Source organism: Streptomyces sp. NPDC048192, from assembly GCF_043202415.1.
Taxonomy (GTDB): Bacteria; Actinomycetota; Actinomycetes; order Streptomycetales; family Streptomycetaceae; genus Streptomyces.
In genome coordinates, this window is the sequence record NZ_JBIDAL010000024.1 from 114,181 (window position 1) to 131,777 (window position 17,597).

Consider the following 17,597-nt stretch of genomic DNA (forward strand, 5'->3'; position numbering starts at 1 on the left):
TGTCTGAGATCCCGTGCACGGATGCGTGACAGCTGTCGATGGCCCAGGATCGAAGAGATCCCTAGGTTTCACGGTGGTTCTCCGTGCCGTACCCGAATCGTCGGGCAATGGCTAATTTGGTGCTTGTCTGTGGAGGTGCCCCGTGCTGGGTCCCGTGATTCTCGCCGCGTCGCGCAGCGACCGGATGCGACGCCTGATCTCGGCGGCACCGGTGACCAAGCAGGTCGTCGACCGCTTCATCCCCGGTGAGACCGTCGACGACATCGTGCCGATCATCAAGGACCTCACGGGCAAGGGCCTGGAGCTGACGATGGACGTCGTCGGCGAGGACATCACCACCCCCGAGCAGGCCACCGCCGCCCGCGACGCCTACCTGGCGCTGATCGACCACCTCAAGGAGCTCGAGCTCGGCGAGAAGGTCGAGATGTCGGTGAAGCTGTCCATGTTCGGCCAGGCGCTCCCCGGTGGCCACGAGCTGGCCCTCGCCAACGTCCGCCCGGTCGTCGAGGCCGCGGCCGCCATCGGTACGACCGTGACGCTGGACGCCGAGGACCACACCACCCTCGACTCGATGTTCGCCATCCACGAGGAGCTGCGGAAGGACTTCCCGAAGACGGGCTGCGTCATCCAGGCCTACCTCTTCCGCACCGAGGCCGACGCCCGCCGGCTCGCCGCCGCCGGCAGCCGCGTCCGCCTGGTGAAGGGCGCCTACAAGGAGCCCGCCGAGGTCGCGTACCAGCAGAAGCACGAGATCGACAAGGCGTACGTCCGCGTCCTGCGGATCCTGATGGAGGGCGAGGGCTACCCGATGATCGGGTCCCACGACCCGCGCCTCATCGCCATCGCCCAGGAGCTGGCCCACCGGGCCGGCCGCAAGCCGGCCGAGTACGAGTTCCAGATGCTGTACGGCATCCGCGGCGAGGAACACCTGCGGCTGGCCGCCGAGGGCCACCGCATGCGCGTCTACACCGCCTACGGCACCGACTGGTACGGCTACTTCATGCGCAGGCTCGCCGAGAAGCCGGCCAACCTCCGGTTCTTCCTCCGCTCGATGGTCAGCAAGGGCTGAACCCCGGCAACGCGCCCCACCACCCGCTCACGCACAAGGAGTTACGGATCTCATGGACGCTGTGACCCAGGTCCCCGCCCCGGTCAACGAGCCGGTGCACGGCTACGCCCCCGGTTCGCCCGAGCGCGCCCGGCTGGAGGCCAGGCTCAAGGAGCTGGCCGAGAACCCGATCGACCTGCCGATGACCATCGGCGGCGAGAAGCGGATGGGCGGTGGCGAGCCCTTCCAGGTGGTCCAGCCGCACAACCACAAGGCCGTCATCGGCACCGGCCGGCACGCCACCCAGCAGGACGCGCGGGACGCCATCGACGCGGCGCTCGCCGCCGCCCCGGCCTGGCGCGCGATGTCCTTCGACGACCGCGCCGCGATCATCCTGCGCGCGGCCGAGCTGCTCGCCGGCCCCTGGCGCGAGACGCTCGCCGCCTCCACCATGCTCGGCCAGTCGAAGACCGCCCAGCAGGCGGAGATCGACACGCCCTGCGAGCTGGTCGACTTCTGGCGCTTCAACGTCCACTACGCCCGCCAGATCCTCGCCGAGCAGCCGCCGGCGAACTCCCCGGGCGTGTGGAACCGCCTCGACCACCGCCCGCTCGAGGGCTTCGTCTACGCGATCACGCCGTTCAACTTCAGCGCCATCGCGGGCAACCTGCCGACCGCGCCCGCGCTGATGGGCAACGTCGTCGTGTGGAAGCCGTCCCCGACGCAGACCCACGCCGCCGTGCTGCTGATGCAGCTGCTGGAGGAGGCCGGGCTGCCCAAGGGCGTCATCAACCTCGTCACCGGCGACGGCATCGAGGTCTCCAAGGTCGCCCTGGAGCACCGGGACCTCGCGGGCATCCACTTCACCGGCTCGACCAGGACCTTCCAGTACCTGTGGAAGACGGTCGGCAACAACATCGAGAAGTACCGCTCCTACCCGCGGCTCGTCGGCGAGACCGGCGGCAAGGACTTCCTGGTCGCCCACCCGAGCGCCGACCGCGCGGTGCTGAAGACCGCCCTGACCCGCGGCGCCTTCGAGTACCAGGGCCAGAAGTGCAGCGCGACCTCCCGGGCGTACATCCCGGCGTCGATCTGGAACAGCGGCTTCAAGGAGGAGTTCGCCGCCGAGGTCGACGGGATCACCATGGGTGACGTCACCGACCTGTCGAACTTCATCGGCGCCGTGATCGACGACCGCGCGTTCGAGAAGAACAAGGCCGCGATCGACCGCGCGAAGTCCGACCCGGCCTGCGAGATCATCGCGGGCGGCAGCTACGACGACTCGGTCGGCTACTTCGTCCGCCCGACGGTGATCGTCTCCACCGACCCGGAGAACGAGATCTTCCGCACCGAGTACTTCGGCCCGATCCTCGGCGTGTACGTCTACGAGGACGACAAGTACGACGAGATGCTGACCCAGATGGAGTCGGTGTCCGACTACGCGCTCACCGGGTCGGTCGTCGCCAACGACCGCGCCGCGGCGGCGTACACGATGGAGAAGCTCCGCTACGCGGCGGGCAACTTCTACATCAACGACAAGTCGACCGGCGCCGTCGTCGGCCAGCAGCCCTTCGGCGGCGGCCGCGCCTCCGGCACCAACGACAAGGCCGGCGCCCCGCAGAACCTGCTGCGCTGGACCCTGACCCGGGCCATCAAGGAGACCCTGGTCCCGCCGACCGACTACACCTACCCGCACATGGGCTGACCCTCGGCCCTCCCCGAACACGGGCCGGGAAGCCTGACACCGAGCAGGCTTCCCGGCCCGTTTCCATGAACCGCCGGCCACCCGGCGCCGGCCGCGGGACAGTGGGCCACATGACGGTCCGACTGCGCCTCGCCCACACCGCCTGCCTCGAACCCGGCGAACTCGACGCCGTCCGCGCCCTGCTGGACGAGTCGTTCGGCGGGGACTTCTCCGGCGACGACTGGGACCACGGGCTCGGCGGGACGCATGTGCTCGTCCACGACGGCAGCGGGCTCGCCGCGCACGGGTCGGTGGTGATGCGGCGCGTCCGGCACCGGGGGCGCTGGCTGCGCACCGGGTACGTCGAGGCCGTCGCCGTACGGCCGGACGCGCGGCGCACCGGGCTCGGTGGGCGGGTGATGGGCGAGCTGGAGCGGATCATCGACCGGGCGTACGGCCTCGGTGCGCTCTCCGCGAGCGAGGACGGGGCCCGGCTCTACACCGCCCGGGGCTGGCAGCGGTGGCCCGGCCGGGTGCACGCCCTCTCCCCGGACGGGATCGTGCGGCTGCCGGACGAGGAGGGAGACGTGTTTCTGCGGCCCGCGCTGGCCGGCCCCCTCGACCCGCCCGGCGAGCTGGTCCTCGACTGGCGGGACGGAGACGTCGCCTGACGAGGCGTCAGCCAGCCGCCCGTACCGGATCTCACCGGCGTTGCCGCCGCACGGCATCAGCAGGAACGCCTCCACGAGACCGGCGCGGCGTCCGAGGCGTCGTACTGGCTGCTCGTGCCGACCCGCGCCACCCGGCCCCGCTCGCGCAGCGCGCCGATCGCCGCGCCTGGCAGCCGGGCGAAACGGCCGGCCGCGGTGCCGGCGCCGCCCGCCGCTCCGGAGACGAACACGTCCTCGCCCTCGCGCAACCGGGCGATCCGGGTCAGGGTGACGCACGCGGTCAGGCCCGTGTCGCCCGGCACGCCCGGATACGCCGTCAGGGCATGCCGGAGTGATGGGGGAGCCGCCTGGCCGCCACCGCCCCGTACCGGCCCCGATCCGTACCCTGCGCGCGCTCGGCGCGGTGTCACCCGGACGCACGAAAGACCAGGTCACGGCGGTGTGGCGCCGGTCGCCGTCTCAGATAGTAGGAAGTCCGAGTAATTGTGCAGACAGAACGGGGCCGCTCCCTTACGTTTGTAGGAGCCGAACGTCTCGCTCGATCCAGCGAATGGTGGTCGTGAGCCGGGCACCGATGCAGGCAACCCCTGCGGCCCGTGAGCTCCCCGCCCCCGGCGTCTCGTAACCCCTCATTGCCGTGCTCCGTTCGCCGAAGGAGTGAATTCCCATGGCCGAGACGACCGTCCGCCGCCGAGTCCGCCACGTGTCCCGCACGAGTGAGTCCGACCGCAAGAACGCCGCCGCCGCCCTCCAGCGCGCCCTCGACCGCCGCGACAACGGCGGCGAGACCGGACACTGAGCCCACGTCCGGTGCCGTCCGTGCTCGTCCACATGGTGGACGGAGCGTGTCATCACCTGGGACGAGGAGTAGGGTGCCCGCATGTCTCGCAGCATCGATCTCGCAGTGATTCCCGGGGACGGCATCGGACAGGAAGTCGTGTCCGAGGGTCTCAAGGTCCTCTCCGCCGTCCTGCCGCAGGATGTGAAGCTGGAGACCAAGGAGTACGACTTCGGCGCCAGGCGCTACCACGCCACCGGTGAGACCCTCACCGACGCCGACCTGGAGCAGCTGAAGCAGCACGACGCGATCCTGCTCGGCGCCATCGGCGACCCGTCGGTGCCGTCCGGCGTCCTGGAGCGCGGCTTCCTGCTCAAGCTCCGCTTCGCCTTCGACCACCACGTCAACCTGCGGCCGAGCAAGCTGCTCCCCGGCGTCGCCACCCCGCTCGCCGGCCAGCCCGAGATCGACTTCGTCGTCGTCCGCGAGGGCACCGAGGGCCCCTACACCGGCAACGGCGGCACCATCCGCAAGGGCACCGAGCACGAGGTCGCCACCGAGGTCTCCGTCAACACGGCCTTCGGTGTCGAGCGCGTGGTCCGCGACGCCTTCGCCCGCGCCCAGGCCCGCCCGCGCAAGAAGCTCACCCTGGTCCACAAGAACAACGTGCTGACCTTCGCCGGTCACCTGTGGACGAACATCTTCAACAAGGTGGCCGAGGAGTTCCCCGAGGTCACCACCGACTACGTGCACGTCGACGCGGCCACCATCTACCTGGTCACCGACCCGGCCCGGTTCGACGTCATCGTCACCGACAACCTCTTCGGCGACATCATCACCGACCTCGCCGCGGCCGTCTCCGGCGGCATCGGCGTCGCGGCGAGCGGCAACATCAACCCCTCCCGCGAGTTCCCCTCGATGTTCGAGCCGGTCCACGGTTCCGCGCCGGACATCGCCGGCCAGGGCAAGGCCGACCCCACCGCCACGGTCCTGTCCGTCGCCCTGCTGCTGCGCCACCTCGGGTACGACGCCGAGGCCGACCGCGTCGACGCCGCGGTCGCCGCGGACCTCACCGAGCGCGCCTCGCTGGGCGCCCGCAGCACCTCCGAGATCGGCGACGCGCTCGCCACCCGAGTAGCCGGCTGACCCGGCGCTCCGCACGAGAAGCCGCCGGGTCGGACGACCGCCCGGCGGCTTTCCCCTGTCCCCGCCGGGTGCCACCATCGACCCCCGGGCCGCTTTCACCCCCGTTCCTTCCGCCGCCGGCCCCGCGCGATAATCGAACGCGGAGCCGCGGTATGAGGGAAAGCTCGGACGTCCTAACACCGGTCTGACCAGGCCGATGGCGGGCGTGAGCGCGGCCCGTCACTACAACCGGTGAAGGACAACCACTCATGACGACGCCCACGATCGAGCTCAAGCCCTCCGCCAGCCCTCTCGCCGCCGCCGAGCGCGAGGCGATCCTGGCCGACCCCGGGTTCGGCCGCCACTTCACCGACCACATGGTGACGATCAGGTGGACCGAGGGCCGCGGCTGGCACGACGCCCAGCTCGTCCCGTACGGCCCGATCTCCCTCGACCCGTCCACCCACGTCCTGCACTACGGCCAGGAGATCTTCGAGGGCCTCAAGGCCTACCGCCAGCCCGACGGCTCGATCGCGCTGTTCCGCCCCGAGGCGAACGCCCGCCGCTTCCGCAACTCCGCCCGCCGCATGGCCATGGCCGAGCTGCCCGAGGAGCTGTTCATCGCGGCGCTGGACGCGCTGCTCACCCAGGACGCCGACTGGGTCCCGCCGCACGGCGGCGAGCAGTCGCTGTACCTGCGCCCGTTCATGTTCGCCACCGAGGCCGCGCTCGGCGTGCACCCGGCGAACGAGTACCTGTTCATGCTCATCGCCTCGCCCTCCGGCTCCTACTTCGCCGGCGGCGTCAAGCCGGTCACCATCTGGGTCTCCGAGGACCACGTCCGCGCCGTGCCCGGCGGCACCGGCGACGCCAAGACCGGCGGCAACTACGCGGCGTCCCTGCTGCCGCAGGCCGAGGCCGCCGCGCACGGCTGCGACCAGGTCGTCTACCTCGACGCGGTCACCCGCACCAAGGTCGAGGAGAGCGGCAGCATGAACGTCGCCTTCGTCTACGGCGACCGGATCGTCACCCCCGCCCTGACCGGCTCGATCCTGGAGGGCATCACCCGCGACTCCCTGCTCCAGGTCGCCCGGGACCTCGGCTACACCGCCGAGGAGGGCGTGATCACGCTGGAGCAGTGGCGCGCGGACGCGGCCTCCGGCGCCCTCACCGAGGTCTTCGCCTGCGGCACGGCCGCGGTGGTCACGCCGATCGGCCACGTCAAGACCAAGACCGACCAGTGGACCCACGGCGACGGCACCCCCGGCGAGGTCACCCTCCGGCTGCGCGAGGCCCTTCTCGGCATCCAGCGCGGTGTGGCCGAGGACAAGCACGGCTGGATGCACCGCATCGGCTGACCTGCGGACCCGCCCGTACTCCCACCGCACCCCCGCTCCCGCCGGGGCACGGGAACAAGGGTGCGGTTGGAGCGCGGGGCGCGTGGGTATCCACTCATCCCGCGGGGGGCGCGTGCCCCGGTGCGCACGGGGGACGGGGGAGGCACCGCAGGTGAACGCATGGTCGCCGATACCACGGCTGCGCTGGTTATGGCGCGCGCTGCGCACCCCGCGCCGCCCGCAGAGCCTGACCGCGCTGCTCGCGCTGGCCGGCTGTGCCGCCCTGCTGCTGTGGCGGGCCTCCGCCATGGACGCCTACGAGCAGAACCTCGCCCTCAACCTGGGCACCGACCTCCTCGGCGTGGTCATCACCGTCTTCGTGATCGGCCCGCTGATCTCCCGTGCCCAGGAGGGCCGGGTCCGTGAGCACACCCGGCTCGACTACGAGTGGTTCGCCTCCCAGGTGCACGGCGCGACGGCGTGCGTGAAGGTGCTCGACACCTTCTCCAACCTGTTCGGACCGCAGTTCTCCGAGCGCCTGTTCCGCGGTGTCAAGACGGCCACCGCGCGCGGCGCCCGGGTGCAGATCCTGCTGCTGGACCCCGACTCGCTCGCCGTCATCCTGCGCGGCCGGGAACTCGGCGAGCAGAGCGACGACATCCGCCGCGACATCATGCGCAACCTGCGCACCCTGGACCGCTTCGCGCGCTGCCTGGACGACGGCTCCCGGGCCCTGCTCGAGGTCCGCCTGTGCCAGACGTCCCCCGGCGTCACCCTCTACCGCTGGGACGAGCGCTGCCTGGTCTCCTTCCTGACGGTGGGCCGGCTCTCCGGCGAGGGCGTCCAGCTGGAGGTCGCCGTCCGCTCCCCGCTCGGCACCTTCGTGGAGCAGCGCTTCGACGAGCTGTGGGGGCAGAGCAAGCCCATGGAGCACTTCACCCGGCTGCCGCTCACCCTGGTCGATGCCACCGACGGCCGCAGGGAGTTCCGCTGCCCGTTCGTGTCCGTCGAGGAACGGCTGTACGTCGCCGGGTCCGACCTGGTGTCGTACCTGGCCCGGCACCGCCTCGACCAACTCTCCGCGCACAGCGACGCCTTCACCGTGCGGGGCGGCCACGAGCTGATCGTGGTCGACGACGAAAGTCCCTTGCACGCGTCGCTGCTCCAGAAATTCGCGGAGAAGTACGATGCGTCGGCGGCCGCCTTCGTGGAGTTGCGGCCGCCGGTCCTGGTCACGGAATAGAGGCCCTGGCACACATGAGTTCAGCGCACCACCCCGCTCCGCACGCGAACCCCCGGTTCCGCGCCTTCACCCCCCGTGACCTGGACGGCCTGCTGGACCGGGTGTCCCTGACACCCGCCGAACGGCTCGCCCTGCGGGCCGTGTCCGCGGTCATGCCGTTCCGCACCAACTCCTACGTGGTGGACGAGCTGATCGACTGGTCGGCCGTCCCCGACGACCCGGTCTTCCGGCTGACGTTCCCGCAGAGCGGCATGCTGCCCGCGCACGACCTGCGCCGGATGGCGGACCTGCTGACGCGGGACGCGCCCCAGGCCGAGGTACGGCGGGCCGCGCACGAGATCCGGATGCGGCTCAATCCGCACCCCTCCGGCCAGCTCGACGCCAACGTCCCCGTGCACCGGGGCCGGCGCCTGACGGGGCTTCAGCACAAGTACCCCGAGACGGTGCTGATCTTCCCGCGGCAGGGCCAGACCTGCCACGCCTACTGCACGTACTGCTTCCGCTGGCCGCAGTTCGTCGGCGAGTCCGAGCTGCGCATCGCCACCGACGACATCGCCGCCACCAGCGCCTATCTGCGCGCCCACCCCGAGGTGAGCAGCACGCTCGTCACCGGCGGCGACCCGCTGGTGATGAGCACCGAGGTGCTGCGCCGCTACGTGGAGCCGCTGCTGGAGATCGACACCGTCCGCTCGGTGCGGATCGGCACCAAGGCCCTGGCCTTCTGGCCGTACCGTTTCCTCACCGACCGGGACGCCGACGACCTGCTGCGGCTCTTCGAGAAGGTGGTGGCGAGCGGCCGCCATCTGGCGCTCATGGCCCACTTCACCCATCCGCGGGAACTGCGCCCGGCGGTGGTGCGGGAGGCGATGCGCCGGGTGCGGGACACCGGCGCGGTGATCCGCTGCCAGGGGCCGCTGGTGGCCGGGATCAACGACAGCGCCGAGGTGTGGGCCGAGCTGTGGGAGGAGACGACGACGCTGGGGGCGGTGCCGTACTACCAGTTCGTGGAGCGGGACACCGGCCCGCAGGGCTACTTCGCGGTGCCGCTGGCCCGCGGCCACGCGATCTTCCGGGACGCCCACGCCCGGGTCTCCGGGCTCGCCCGCACGGTGCGCGGGCCGGTGATGTCCGCGATGCCGGGCAAGGTCTGCGTGGACGGCGTCGCCGAGGTCGCGGGCGAGAAGGTCTTCGTGCTCCACCTCATCCAGGCCCGCGACCCCGCCCTGGTCGACCGGCCCTTCTTCGCCGCGTACGACGAGGGAGCGACCTGGTTCACCGACCTGAAACCGGCATTCGGAGCACAGCGGTTCCTGCCGGGGCTGGAGGTGGGGTGAATGCTGCCCTCAGTCGCAGCCGACGGGCGCGGTGGCCGGTCTGGCCCTGACCGTCGCGGTGCTGCTCTCGCTCGTTGCCGCGCTGCTCGCCGTGATCGTCCGGACCGGCACGACCGGCCGACTGACGCGGTCCCGGCCGCGGCTGCGACTTTCGTCGCTGCCATGGGCGTGACGCTGAGCAGCTTTGCGAGTGTGGGGCTGCTGCGGACCTGAAGTGACCTAGCGCCCGCTCTCCGCGCCGACCGGTTCCTGCTCCGGCTGGGCCGGGGCCGGGACGGTGGTGAGGAGGAGGTAGACCAGGCCGCCTGCCGCGCCCGACAGCAGGAAGCTGCAGTCCACTCCGCCGGTCAGGTGCAGCAGTGGGCCCTGGTACGACGGCAGGGAGACCGCGAGCAGGCCCACTCCGGCGCCGACGGCCCAGGAGGCGGTGGCGCGCACGTTCCAGCCGGCCCGGTACCAGTAGATCCCGCCCCGGGAGCGGCGGTTGAAGACCTGGAGGGCGTCGGCGTCGTACACCCCGCGGCAGCGGGCGAAGCCGATGAGGGTGATGACGGCCCACGGGGTGCCGATGGCGGTGAGCAGGAGCACGAACGACGTCATCGCGGACTGGGCGTTCCAGGCGTAGTGGCCGGCGAACACGCAGGCGGTGGCGACGATCGCGACCGTGTGGGTGGCGCGGGCGCGGGAGGCCTTCGGCAGGATCGCGTCCAGGTCCAGGCCCATGGAGTACAGCATCAGACCGGCGTTGCCGACCGACCCGGCCGAGGCGGACAGCAGCAGCGGGACCAGGTACCAGGCGGGGGAGGCCTGCACCAGCGGACCGGCGTAGTCGAGGGCCGCGCGGGCGCCGTACGCCGTGAACGTGCCGAACAGCTGCGGCACCAGCAGCCCCAGGATCAGCCCCGCCCAGGTCGCCCGCAGCACACGGCGGTCGGAGTGCCGGGCGGGGGAGATGTAGCGGGTGTAGTCGCCGAGCAGGGTGATGAAGGCGATCGGGCCGGACAGGCCGGCGGCCACCGCCGACAGGAACCAGGTCGGCCAGAAGGAGCCCAGCAGATAGCCGCCCGTCTGCGGCAGCGCGGCGGTGGTGAAGTGCGGGGCGTAGGCGAGGACGCCGAGCGCCAGCAGGACGGTCATGCCGATGGACAGCACCTTCGACATGCTCAGCAGCACCCGGTAGCCGTACACCGCGCCCGCGACGGTCGCCGCCGCGAGCAGCGCGTACACGACGGCGTACGCCACCCCGTCCGCGGGCAGCCCGAACAGCCGGCCCAGCACGCTCACCATCACGTCGCCGCCGATCCAGACCGTCAGCGCGGTGTAGCCGAGGGCGAGCAGCAGGCCGACGACCGAGCCGACCAGCCGGCCCCGGACCCCGAACTGGGCGCCGGAGGAGGTGGAGAGGTTGGTCGCGGTGCGCAGCGAGATCAGGGCGAGCGGGGCCGTGACCGCCGTGCCGACCACCGTGCCCGCGACGATCGCGCTCACCGACGCCCACCAGCCGAGCCCGAAGGACGGCGGCAGCCAGCCGAAGATGATCACCCCGAGGCAGAGGTTGGAGCCGAGCAGGATCGAGACGAGGTCGCGCGGGCCGCTGGTCCGCTCCTCGTCCGGGATGGTGTCGACTCCGCGCTGTTCTATCGGCATGGCTGGTCCCCTTCGACGGCTGCCGGTCGGTCTGAGCGATCGGTCTGAGCGATCGGTTTGAGCGACGTTCAATGTGACGTGAGGCCTCGTCTCCGGTCAATGCTTCTGTTTCACGAATTCGACGTTTAGAGTGTCGTTCTAAAGTATGGAAGGCAAGGAGGTGCCGCCTCGTGAGACTGACCCCCACGGAACGCGACCGGCTGCTGCTCTTCGGGGCCGCCGAGCTGGCCCGTGCCCGCCGGGCCCGCGGGCTGAGGCTGAACGTGCCGGAGGCGACCGCGCTGATCGCGGACACCGTGTGCGAGGCGGCGCGCGACGGCAGACGGCTCGCCGAGGCCATCGAGGCGGCCCGGTCCGTGCTCGGCCCCGACGACGTGCTGCCGGGCGTCGCCGACGTCGTCACCGAGGTGATGGTCGAGGCGGTCTTCGACGACGGCTCCCGGCTCGCGGTGGTCTCCGACCCCATCGGCGGCGGCCTCGGCGAGGACGCCCCGGGCGCGCTGCTGCCCGGGCCCCAGCACGCCGACCCCGAGCCGGCGCTGCGGCTCACGGTCACCAACACCGCGACCGTGCCGGTCTCCGTCACCTCCCACTTCCACTTCTTCGAGGCCAACCCGCGCCTCGACTTCGACCGCGCCGCCGCCTACGGGATGCGGCTGGCGGTGCCCGCCGGGTCGTCCGTGCGGTTCGGGCCGGGGGAGAGCGAGGAGGTCGGTCTCGTGCCCATCGGCGGCGAGCGGATCGCGATCGGCTTCGCCGGACTGGTCGACGGGCCGCTGGACGCGCCCGGCGCCAAGCAGGAGGCCCTGCGCCGGGCCGCCGCCTGCGGATACCTCGGTGTCACGGAAGGAGAGCAGGAGCGATGAGCCGCTCGAAGGGACGCGAGGTGAGCCGGGCGGTCCACATCGACCCGCACGCCTACGCCGCCACCCACGGCCCCCGCGCCGGCGACCGCATCCGCCTCGGCGACTCCGGGCTCACCGTACGGGTGGAGTCCGACTCCCAGCGTCACGGCGACGAGTTCCTGGCCGGCTTCGGCAAGACCGCCCGCGACGGACTGCACCTGAAGGCCGCCGCCGTCCGCGAGACCTGCGACGTCGTCATCAGCAACGTGGTGGTGATCGACGCCGTGCAGGGCATCCGGAAGGTCTCCATCGGCATCCGGGAAGGCCGCATCCACGCCATCGGCCGCGCGGGCAATCCCGACACGCTCGACGGCGTCGACGTCGTCGTGGGCACCGGCACCTCCATCGTCTCCGGCGAGGGGCTGATCGCCACCGCCGGGGCCGTCGACACGCATGTCCACCTGCTGTCGCCGCGGATCATGGAGGCCTCCCTCGCCTCCGGCGTCACCACGATCATCGGGCAGGAGTTCGGCCCGGTCTGGGGCGTCGGCGTCAACTCCCCCTGGGCGCTGCGCCACGCCTTCGGCGCCTTCGACGCCTGGCCGGTCAACATCGGCTTCCTGGGCCGGGGTTCGTCGTCCCATGACGCACCGCTGATCGAGGCGCTGGCCGAGGGCGGCGCCTGCGGGTTCAAGGTGCACGAGGACATGGGCGCCCACACCCGGGCGCTGGACACCGCCCTGCGGGTCGCCGAGGAGCACGACGTCCAGGTCGCCCTGCACAGCGACGGGCTGAACGAGTGCCTGTCCGTGGAGGACACCCTCAGGGTGCTGGAGGGCCGGACCATCCACGCCTTCCACATCGAGGGCTGCGGCGGCGGACACGTCCCCAACGTGCTGAAGATGGCCGGCGTCCCCAACGTCATCGGCTCCTCCACCAACCCCACCCTGCCCTTCGGCCGGGACGCGGTCGCCGAGCACTACGGCATGATCGTCTCCGTCCACGACCTCAAGCCCGACCTGCCCGGCGACGCCGCCATGGCCCGCGACCGCATCCGCGCCGGCACCATGGGCGCCGAGGACGTGCTGCACGACCTGGGCGCGATCGGCATCACCTCCTCCGACGCCCAGGGCATGGGCCGGGCCGGCGAGACCGTGCGCCGCACCTTCGCCATGGCCGGCAAGATGAAGGCCGAGCTGGGGCCCCTGGAGGGCGACGGCGACGGCGACGACAACGCGCGCGTGCTGCGCTACATGGCCAAGCTGACCATCAACCCGGCCATCGCGCACGGCCTCTCGCACGAGGTCGGCTCGCTGGAGGTCGGCAAGCTCGCGGACATCGTGCTGTGGCGCCCGGAGTACTTCGGCGCCAAGCCGCAGCTGGTGCTGAAGTCCGGCTTCCCGGCGTACGGCGTGACCGGCGACCCCAACGCGGCCACCGACACCTGCGAACCCCTCGTGCTGGGAGCGCAGTTCGGCGCGTACGGCGCCACGGCCGCCGACATCTCGGTCGCCTTCGTCGCCCGGGCCGCCGCCGACCAGGGAGGCGACACGATGCCGACGCGCCGCAGAAGGGTCGCCGTGCGCGGCACCCGCGGCATCGGACCGGCCGACCTGCGGCTGAACTCCCGCCTCGGCGCCGTCGACGTCGACCGGCGCACCGGGCTGGTCACGCTCGACGGCGAACCGCTCAGCTCCGAGCCCGCCGACTCCGTCTCCCTCAACCGCCTGTACTTCCTGTGAGGATCACCATGTCTGCTGCCGCCGACGGCTTCCGCATGCCCGCCGAGTGGACCCCGCACGAGCGCACCTGGATGGCGTGGCCGGAACCCAACCCCACCTTCGACGACCCGGACGACCTCGCCGCCTCCCGGAAGGCCTGGGCGGCCGTGGCCCGCGCGATCCGCCGCTTCGAACCGGTGACCGTGGTCTGCGGCCCCGGCCGGTCCGCCGAGGCGCGGGCGCTGCTCGGCCCGGACGTCGACACCGTCGAGCGGGAGCTGGACGACGCCTGGATGCGGGACATCGGCCCCACCTTCCTCACCAACGGCAGAGGTGAACTGGCCGCCGTGGACTGGACGTTCAACGGGTGGGGCGCCCAGAACTGGGCCCGCTGGGAGCACGACGCCAAGATCGCCGCGTATGTCTCCGACCTCGCGGGCGCGAAGAGCTACAGCAGCGCACTGGTCAACGAGGGCGGCGCGATCCACGTCGACGGCGAGGGCACCGTGCTGCTCACCGAGACCGTGCAACTCGGCCCCGAGCGCAACCCGCACTGGTCGAAGGAGGAGGTCGAGGCCGAGATCCACGCCCAGCTCGGCACGAGCAAGGCGATCTGGCTGCCGCGCGGCCTGACCTGCGACTATCCCCCCTACGGCTTCGGCACCCTCGGCCACGTCGACATCGTGGCCGCCTTCGCCCGGCCGGGCGTCGTGGTGGCGCACTCCCAGCCGGACCCGGCCCACCCCGACCACGAGGTCACCCGGGAGGTCATCGGCATCCTGCGCTCCCAGACCGACGCCCGGGGCCGCGCCGTGGAGGTCGTGGAGGTCCCCGCCCCGACCGTGCTGGAGGCCGACGGCCACTGGGCCGACTACTCCTACATCAACCACTACCTGTGCAACGGCGGCGTCGTGCTGTGCGGCTTCGACGACCCGCGCGACGAGATCGCCGCCGGGATCTTCCGCCGTCTCTTCCCCGAGCGGACGGTGACCCTGGTGGACGCGCGTACGATCTTCGCGGGTGGGGGCGGCATCCACTGCATCACCCAGCAGCAGCCGAAGGTCTGAGCGCGTAGGAGACATCGATGGCCGGTGCGGCACGGGCGCGGAGGAACGCGCCGCCGCGCGAGGAGGTCCTCGCGGCCGCCATGGACATGATCGCCGACCGCGGTCTGGAGAAGCTCACCATGGCGGCGCTCGGCCGCGAGGTCGGCATGAGCAGCGGCCACCTCCTGTACTACTTCCGCTCCAAGGACGAGCTGCTGCTGCGGACCCTGGAGTGGAGCGAGGGCCGGCTCGGCGCGGAGCGGGGCCGGCTGCTCACCGGCCCCGGCACCGCCCGTGAGCGCCTCGCCGCCTACGTCGACCTGTACGTCCCCGACGGCCACCGCGACCCGCACTGGACCCTGTGGCTGGAGGTCTGGAACCGCTCGCAGAACGCCGACGACGACGCACGCGCCCGCCAGGTGGCCATCGAGGGCGCCTGGCACCGCGACCTGGTCGCCCTGATCGCCGAGGGGATCTCGCGCGGCGAGTTCCGCCAGGTCGACGCGGACCGGTTCGCGACGAGGCTGCGCGCGCTGCTCGACGGGTTCTCCATCCACGTCGCCATCGGGCTGCGCGGCACCGACCGGGAGCACGTGCTCGCGCACGTCCGCGAGTTCGTCGACGAGGCGCTGCTGCCGTGAGAGCCGGCCTCCTGCGCGACGCGCCCGACGGCCTGACGCGGCGAGCGCGGACGTTCGTCGCCACGCACGGCGCCAGGGTCGACGTGCGGCCGGTCGAAAGGCACCGGCGGTGGTGGCTGGAGCGGGACGTGCCCGCCGCGGTGATCGACCGCATGGCGGCCTACCAGCAGCGCTGGGGCGGTCTGCTCCTGCCGCCCGCGCCGCGGTACGACGGAGGGCCCCGCTGCCTCGATCCGGACGCGCCGGAGGGGTCGGACGCCGAGGGCTGGCGGTTCGAGGCGGGGACGCAACGGACCGCCGTGCCCTACTCGTTCCTGATCGGGCCGGCGGGCGAGTTCGGCATCCACGCGGACCGGTGGGCGCCCCTGCACGCGACCGTCGAGGGCTGGGTGGAGTCAGTGGCGCTGGCTTATCACGCGTCCCAGTGGGCGCGGAGGATCACCACGCTCACCGGCGACGACGTCGACGCCGTCGAGCGGGACGGCTACGAGCCGGTGGCCGAGGTGCGGGGGCTGGCGGACACCTGGTGGCGGAGCGCGGACTCGCTGGTGGCGGTGTACACGGGGGAGGCGGAGACACTCGGCTTCCCCCGCGGGCGCGTCGCGGTGGTCTACTCCGGGCTCGACGACTGGGGGCTGCGCGGAGGCGGGTAGCGCGGGCCGAGAGCCGGGGAGGGTAAAGGAATCGTTTCCTCCGCGGGCGGGCATGTACCGGCCCATGGGACCACAACACTGGAAGAGGATCTGGGTCGGTTCGGCGGGGAACATGGTCGAGTGGTTCGACTGGTTCGTGTACGCGAGCTTCGCCACCTACTTCGCCGGCGCGTTCTTCCCGCAGGGGAACCCCACCGCCCAGCTGATGAACACCGCCGGCATCTTCGCCGTCGGCTTCTTCATGCGCCCCGTGGGCGGCTGGCTGCTGGGCCGGGTCGGGGACCGCAGGGGCCGCAAGGCGGCGCTGACGCTGACCGTGACGCTGATGTCGGCGTCGGCGATCCTGATCGCCGTCGCCCCCACCTACGCGGTGGCCGGCTACGGCGGCGCCCTCGTCCTGCTCGCCGCCCGCCTGCTGCAAGGCCTGTCCGTGGGCGGCGAGTACGCGGCCAGCGCCACCTATCTGACCGAGGCCTCGGACCCGAGACGGCGCGGCTTCGCCTCCAGCTTCCAGTACGTCTCCATGACCGCCGGACAGATCGTCGGCCTCGGACTGCAGATCGTCCTCCAGCGGACCATGTCGGACGGCGCCCTGCACAGCTACGGCTGGCGGATCCCGTTCGTCGTCGGCGCGCTCGGCGCGGCCGTCGTCTTCTATCTGCGGCGCAGCATGCTGGAGACCGAGGTGTACGAGGAGGACACCTCCCGCACCGAGGAGCGCGGCACCCTGCGCGCCCTGTGGCAGCACCGCCGGGAGGCGCTCCTGGTCATGGCCCTCACCATGGGCGGCACGGTCGCCTACTACACGTACACCACCTATCTGACCAAGTACCTGTCGAACTCGGCGGGCCTGTCCAAGCAGACGGCCACGCTGGTCTCCTTCACCGCGCTGATCGTCTTCGCCGCCCTCCAGCCCCTCGCGGGCGCCCTGTCCGACCGGATCGGCCGCCGCCCGCTGCTCATCACCTTCGCGGTCGGCTCCACCGTCCTGACCGTGCCGATCATGACGCTGCTGCGGCACGCCGGCGGCTACTGGCCGGCCCTGGGGCTCGCCCTGCTCGCGCTGGTCGTCGTCACCGGCTACACCTCGATCAACGCCTGTGTGAAGGCCGAGCTGTTCCCGACCGGCGTCCGCGCCCTCGGCGTGGCCCTGCCGTACGCCCTGGCCAACGCCCTGTTCGGCGGCACGGCGGAGTACATCGCCCTGTGGTTCAAGAACGCCGGAATCGAGTCCGGCTTCTACTGGTACGTGGCGGGCTGCGCGGCCGTGTCGCTGGTGGTGTACGTCGCCATGCGGGAGACCAGGGACCTGGATCTCGCCCGGGTGAGGGACCGTACGGATTCCAGTCTGACGACCGCATCCTGAGACGGACGGCGAGCCGGGGGCGGGACTGTGCCAGACTGCCCCCGTGCTCTCGTTCGCCATGATTATTGGCAGCAGGCGCGCCGGTCCGCAGTGACCACCTCGTACGACCAGGTGCGGGTGGCCACCGTCGTCCTCGACCCGCGCGCAGACCTCTCGCACCCGCGAGGGGTTTTTTCGTTTTCCGGCCCCACCCACGGCCGGAGGCGGTGCGCGAGGGACCATAGGGGGACGGTGGAGCCGGTCATTCCGGTAAGACCGAAGATCCACAACAGGAGCCTTGAGACCATGACCGAGACGGCAACCAGCGAGCTCGACGACTCGTTCCACGTCTTCGACACGACGCTGCGCGACGGGGCGCAGCGTGAGGGCATCAACCTCACCGTCGCGGACAAGCTCGCCATCGCACGGCACCTGGACGACTTCGGCGTCGGCTTCATCGAGGGCGGCTGGCCCGGCGC

Annotated in this window: 16 protein-coding genes and 1 pseudogene; 15 read left to right on the forward strand and 2 right to left on the reverse strand. The window is 71.7% G+C overall.

Annotated elements, in window-relative coordinates:
* Positions 1-142 precede the first annotated feature (142 nt).
* From ACGFZN_RS36770 to ACGFZN_RS36780, 3 genes are all read left to right on the forward strand, one after another.
* A complete protein-coding gene (locus ACGFZN_RS36770; RefSeq protein WP_393862818.1) occupies positions 143-1,069 on the forward strand; it encodes a proline dehydrogenase family protein in 927 nt (308 codons plus the stop codon).
* A gap of 52 nt (positions 1,070-1,121) precedes the next feature.
* A complete protein-coding gene (pruA, locus tag ACGFZN_RS36775; RefSeq protein WP_393862819.1) occupies positions 1,122-2,753 on the forward strand; it encodes an L-glutamate gamma-semialdehyde dehydrogenase in 1,632 nt (543 codons plus the stop codon).
* Positions 2,754-2,863: 110 nt separating this feature from the next.
* On the forward strand, positions 2,864-3,403 hold the full coding sequence (locus tag ACGFZN_RS36780) for a GNAT family N-acetyltransferase (protein WP_393862820.1): 540 nt from the start codon (positions 2,864-2,866) through the stop codon (positions 3,401-3,403).
* A gap of 56 nt (positions 3,404-3,459) precedes the next feature.
* Here the strand turns inward: ACGFZN_RS36780 and ACGFZN_RS36785 are convergent, their stop codons facing one another.
* Positions 3,460-3,705, reverse strand: a complete 246-nt coding sequence (locus tag ACGFZN_RS36785) for a hypothetical protein (RefSeq protein ID WP_393862821.1) — start codon at positions 3,703-3,705, stop codon at positions 3,460-3,462.
* Between the two features lie 365 nt (positions 3,706-4,070).
* Between ACGFZN_RS36785 and ACGFZN_RS36790 the strand changes: the two genes are divergently transcribed.
* From ACGFZN_RS36790 to ACGFZN_RS36810, 5 genes are all read left to right on the forward strand, one after another.
* Positions 4,071-4,202 (forward strand): hypothetical protein, encoded by a 132-nt coding sequence (locus ACGFZN_RS36790; protein ID WP_015493350.1) that lies wholly within the window; start codon positions 4,071-4,073, stop codon positions 4,200-4,202.
* Positions 4,203-4,283: 81 nt separating this feature from the next.
* Positions 4,284-5,327: a 3-isopropylmalate dehydrogenase gene (locus tag ACGFZN_RS36795; protein WP_330337645.1), complete on the forward strand. Its 1,044-nt coding sequence runs from the start codon at positions 4,284-4,286 to the stop codon at positions 5,325-5,327.
* A gap of 248 nt (positions 5,328-5,575) precedes the next feature.
* A complete protein-coding gene (locus tag ACGFZN_RS36800; RefSeq protein ID WP_393862822.1) occupies positions 5,576-6,664 on the forward strand; it encodes a branched-chain amino acid aminotransferase in 1,089 nt (362 codons plus the stop codon).
* A 151-nt stretch (positions 6,665-6,815) separates the two neighbouring features.
* Positions 6,816-7,886: a hypothetical protein gene (locus ACGFZN_RS36805; protein ID WP_393862823.1), complete on the forward strand. Its 1,071-nt coding sequence runs from the start codon at positions 6,816-6,818 to the stop codon at positions 7,884-7,886.
* A gap of 14 nt (positions 7,887-7,900) precedes the next feature.
* Complete coding sequence (locus tag ACGFZN_RS36810) at positions 7,901-9,220, forward strand: KamA family radical SAM protein (protein WP_393862824.1); 1,320 nt, start codon at positions 7,901-7,903, stop codon at positions 9,218-9,220.
* Between the two features lie 219 nt (positions 9,221-9,439).
* On the opposite strand, the gene ACGFZN_RS36815 is transcribed toward ACGFZN_RS36810, so the two are convergent.
* A complete protein-coding gene (locus ACGFZN_RS36815; RefSeq protein ID WP_393862825.1) occupies positions 9,440-10,867 on the reverse strand; it encodes a cytosine permease in 1,428 nt (475 codons plus the stop codon).
* A 170-nt stretch (positions 10,868-11,037) separates the two neighbouring features.
* Between ACGFZN_RS36815 and ureA the strand changes: the two genes are divergently transcribed.
* The 7 genes and pseudogenes from ureA to ACGFZN_RS36850 all read left to right on the forward strand — a co-directional run.
* Positions 11,038-11,733: an urease subunit gamma gene (gene ureA / locus ACGFZN_RS36820; RefSeq protein ID WP_393862826.1), complete on the forward strand. Its 696-nt coding sequence runs from the start codon at positions 11,038-11,040 to the stop codon at positions 11,731-11,733.
* Entirely contained in the window at positions 11,730-13,454 is a 1,725-nt protein-coding gene (locus ACGFZN_RS36825) for an urease subunit alpha (RefSeq protein ID WP_393862827.1), read from the forward strand. Before ureA ends, ACGFZN_RS36825 begins: the two co-directional genes overlap by 4 nt.
* 8 nt (positions 13,455-13,462) lie before the next feature.
* A complete protein-coding gene (locus ACGFZN_RS36830) occupies positions 13,463-14,500 on the forward strand; it encodes an agmatine/peptidylarginine deiminase (RefSeq protein WP_393862828.1) in 1,038 nt (345 codons plus the stop codon).
* A 17-nt stretch (positions 14,501-14,517) separates the two neighbouring features.
* On the forward strand, positions 14,518-15,120 hold the full coding sequence (locus ACGFZN_RS36835; protein WP_393862829.1) for a TetR/AcrR family transcriptional regulator: 603 nt from the start codon (positions 14,518-14,520) through the stop codon (positions 15,118-15,120).
* The gene (locus ACGFZN_RS36840; RefSeq protein ID WP_393862830.1) at positions 15,117-15,773 is read left to right on the forward strand and encodes a hypothetical protein; all 657 of its coding nucleotides are present in this window, start codon (positions 15,117-15,119) and stop codon (positions 15,771-15,773) included. Before ACGFZN_RS36835 ends, ACGFZN_RS36840 begins: the two co-directional genes overlap by 4 nt.
* Positions 15,774-15,837: 64 nt before the next feature.
* A complete protein-coding gene (locus ACGFZN_RS36845; protein ID WP_393862831.1) occupies positions 15,838-17,139 on the forward strand; it encodes an MFS transporter in 1,302 nt (433 codons plus the stop codon).
* Positions 17,140-17,424: 285 nt separating this feature from the next.
* Positions 17,425-17,597 (forward strand): annotated as a pseudogene (locus ACGFZN_RS36850) (citramalate synthase); the annotation flags it as partial.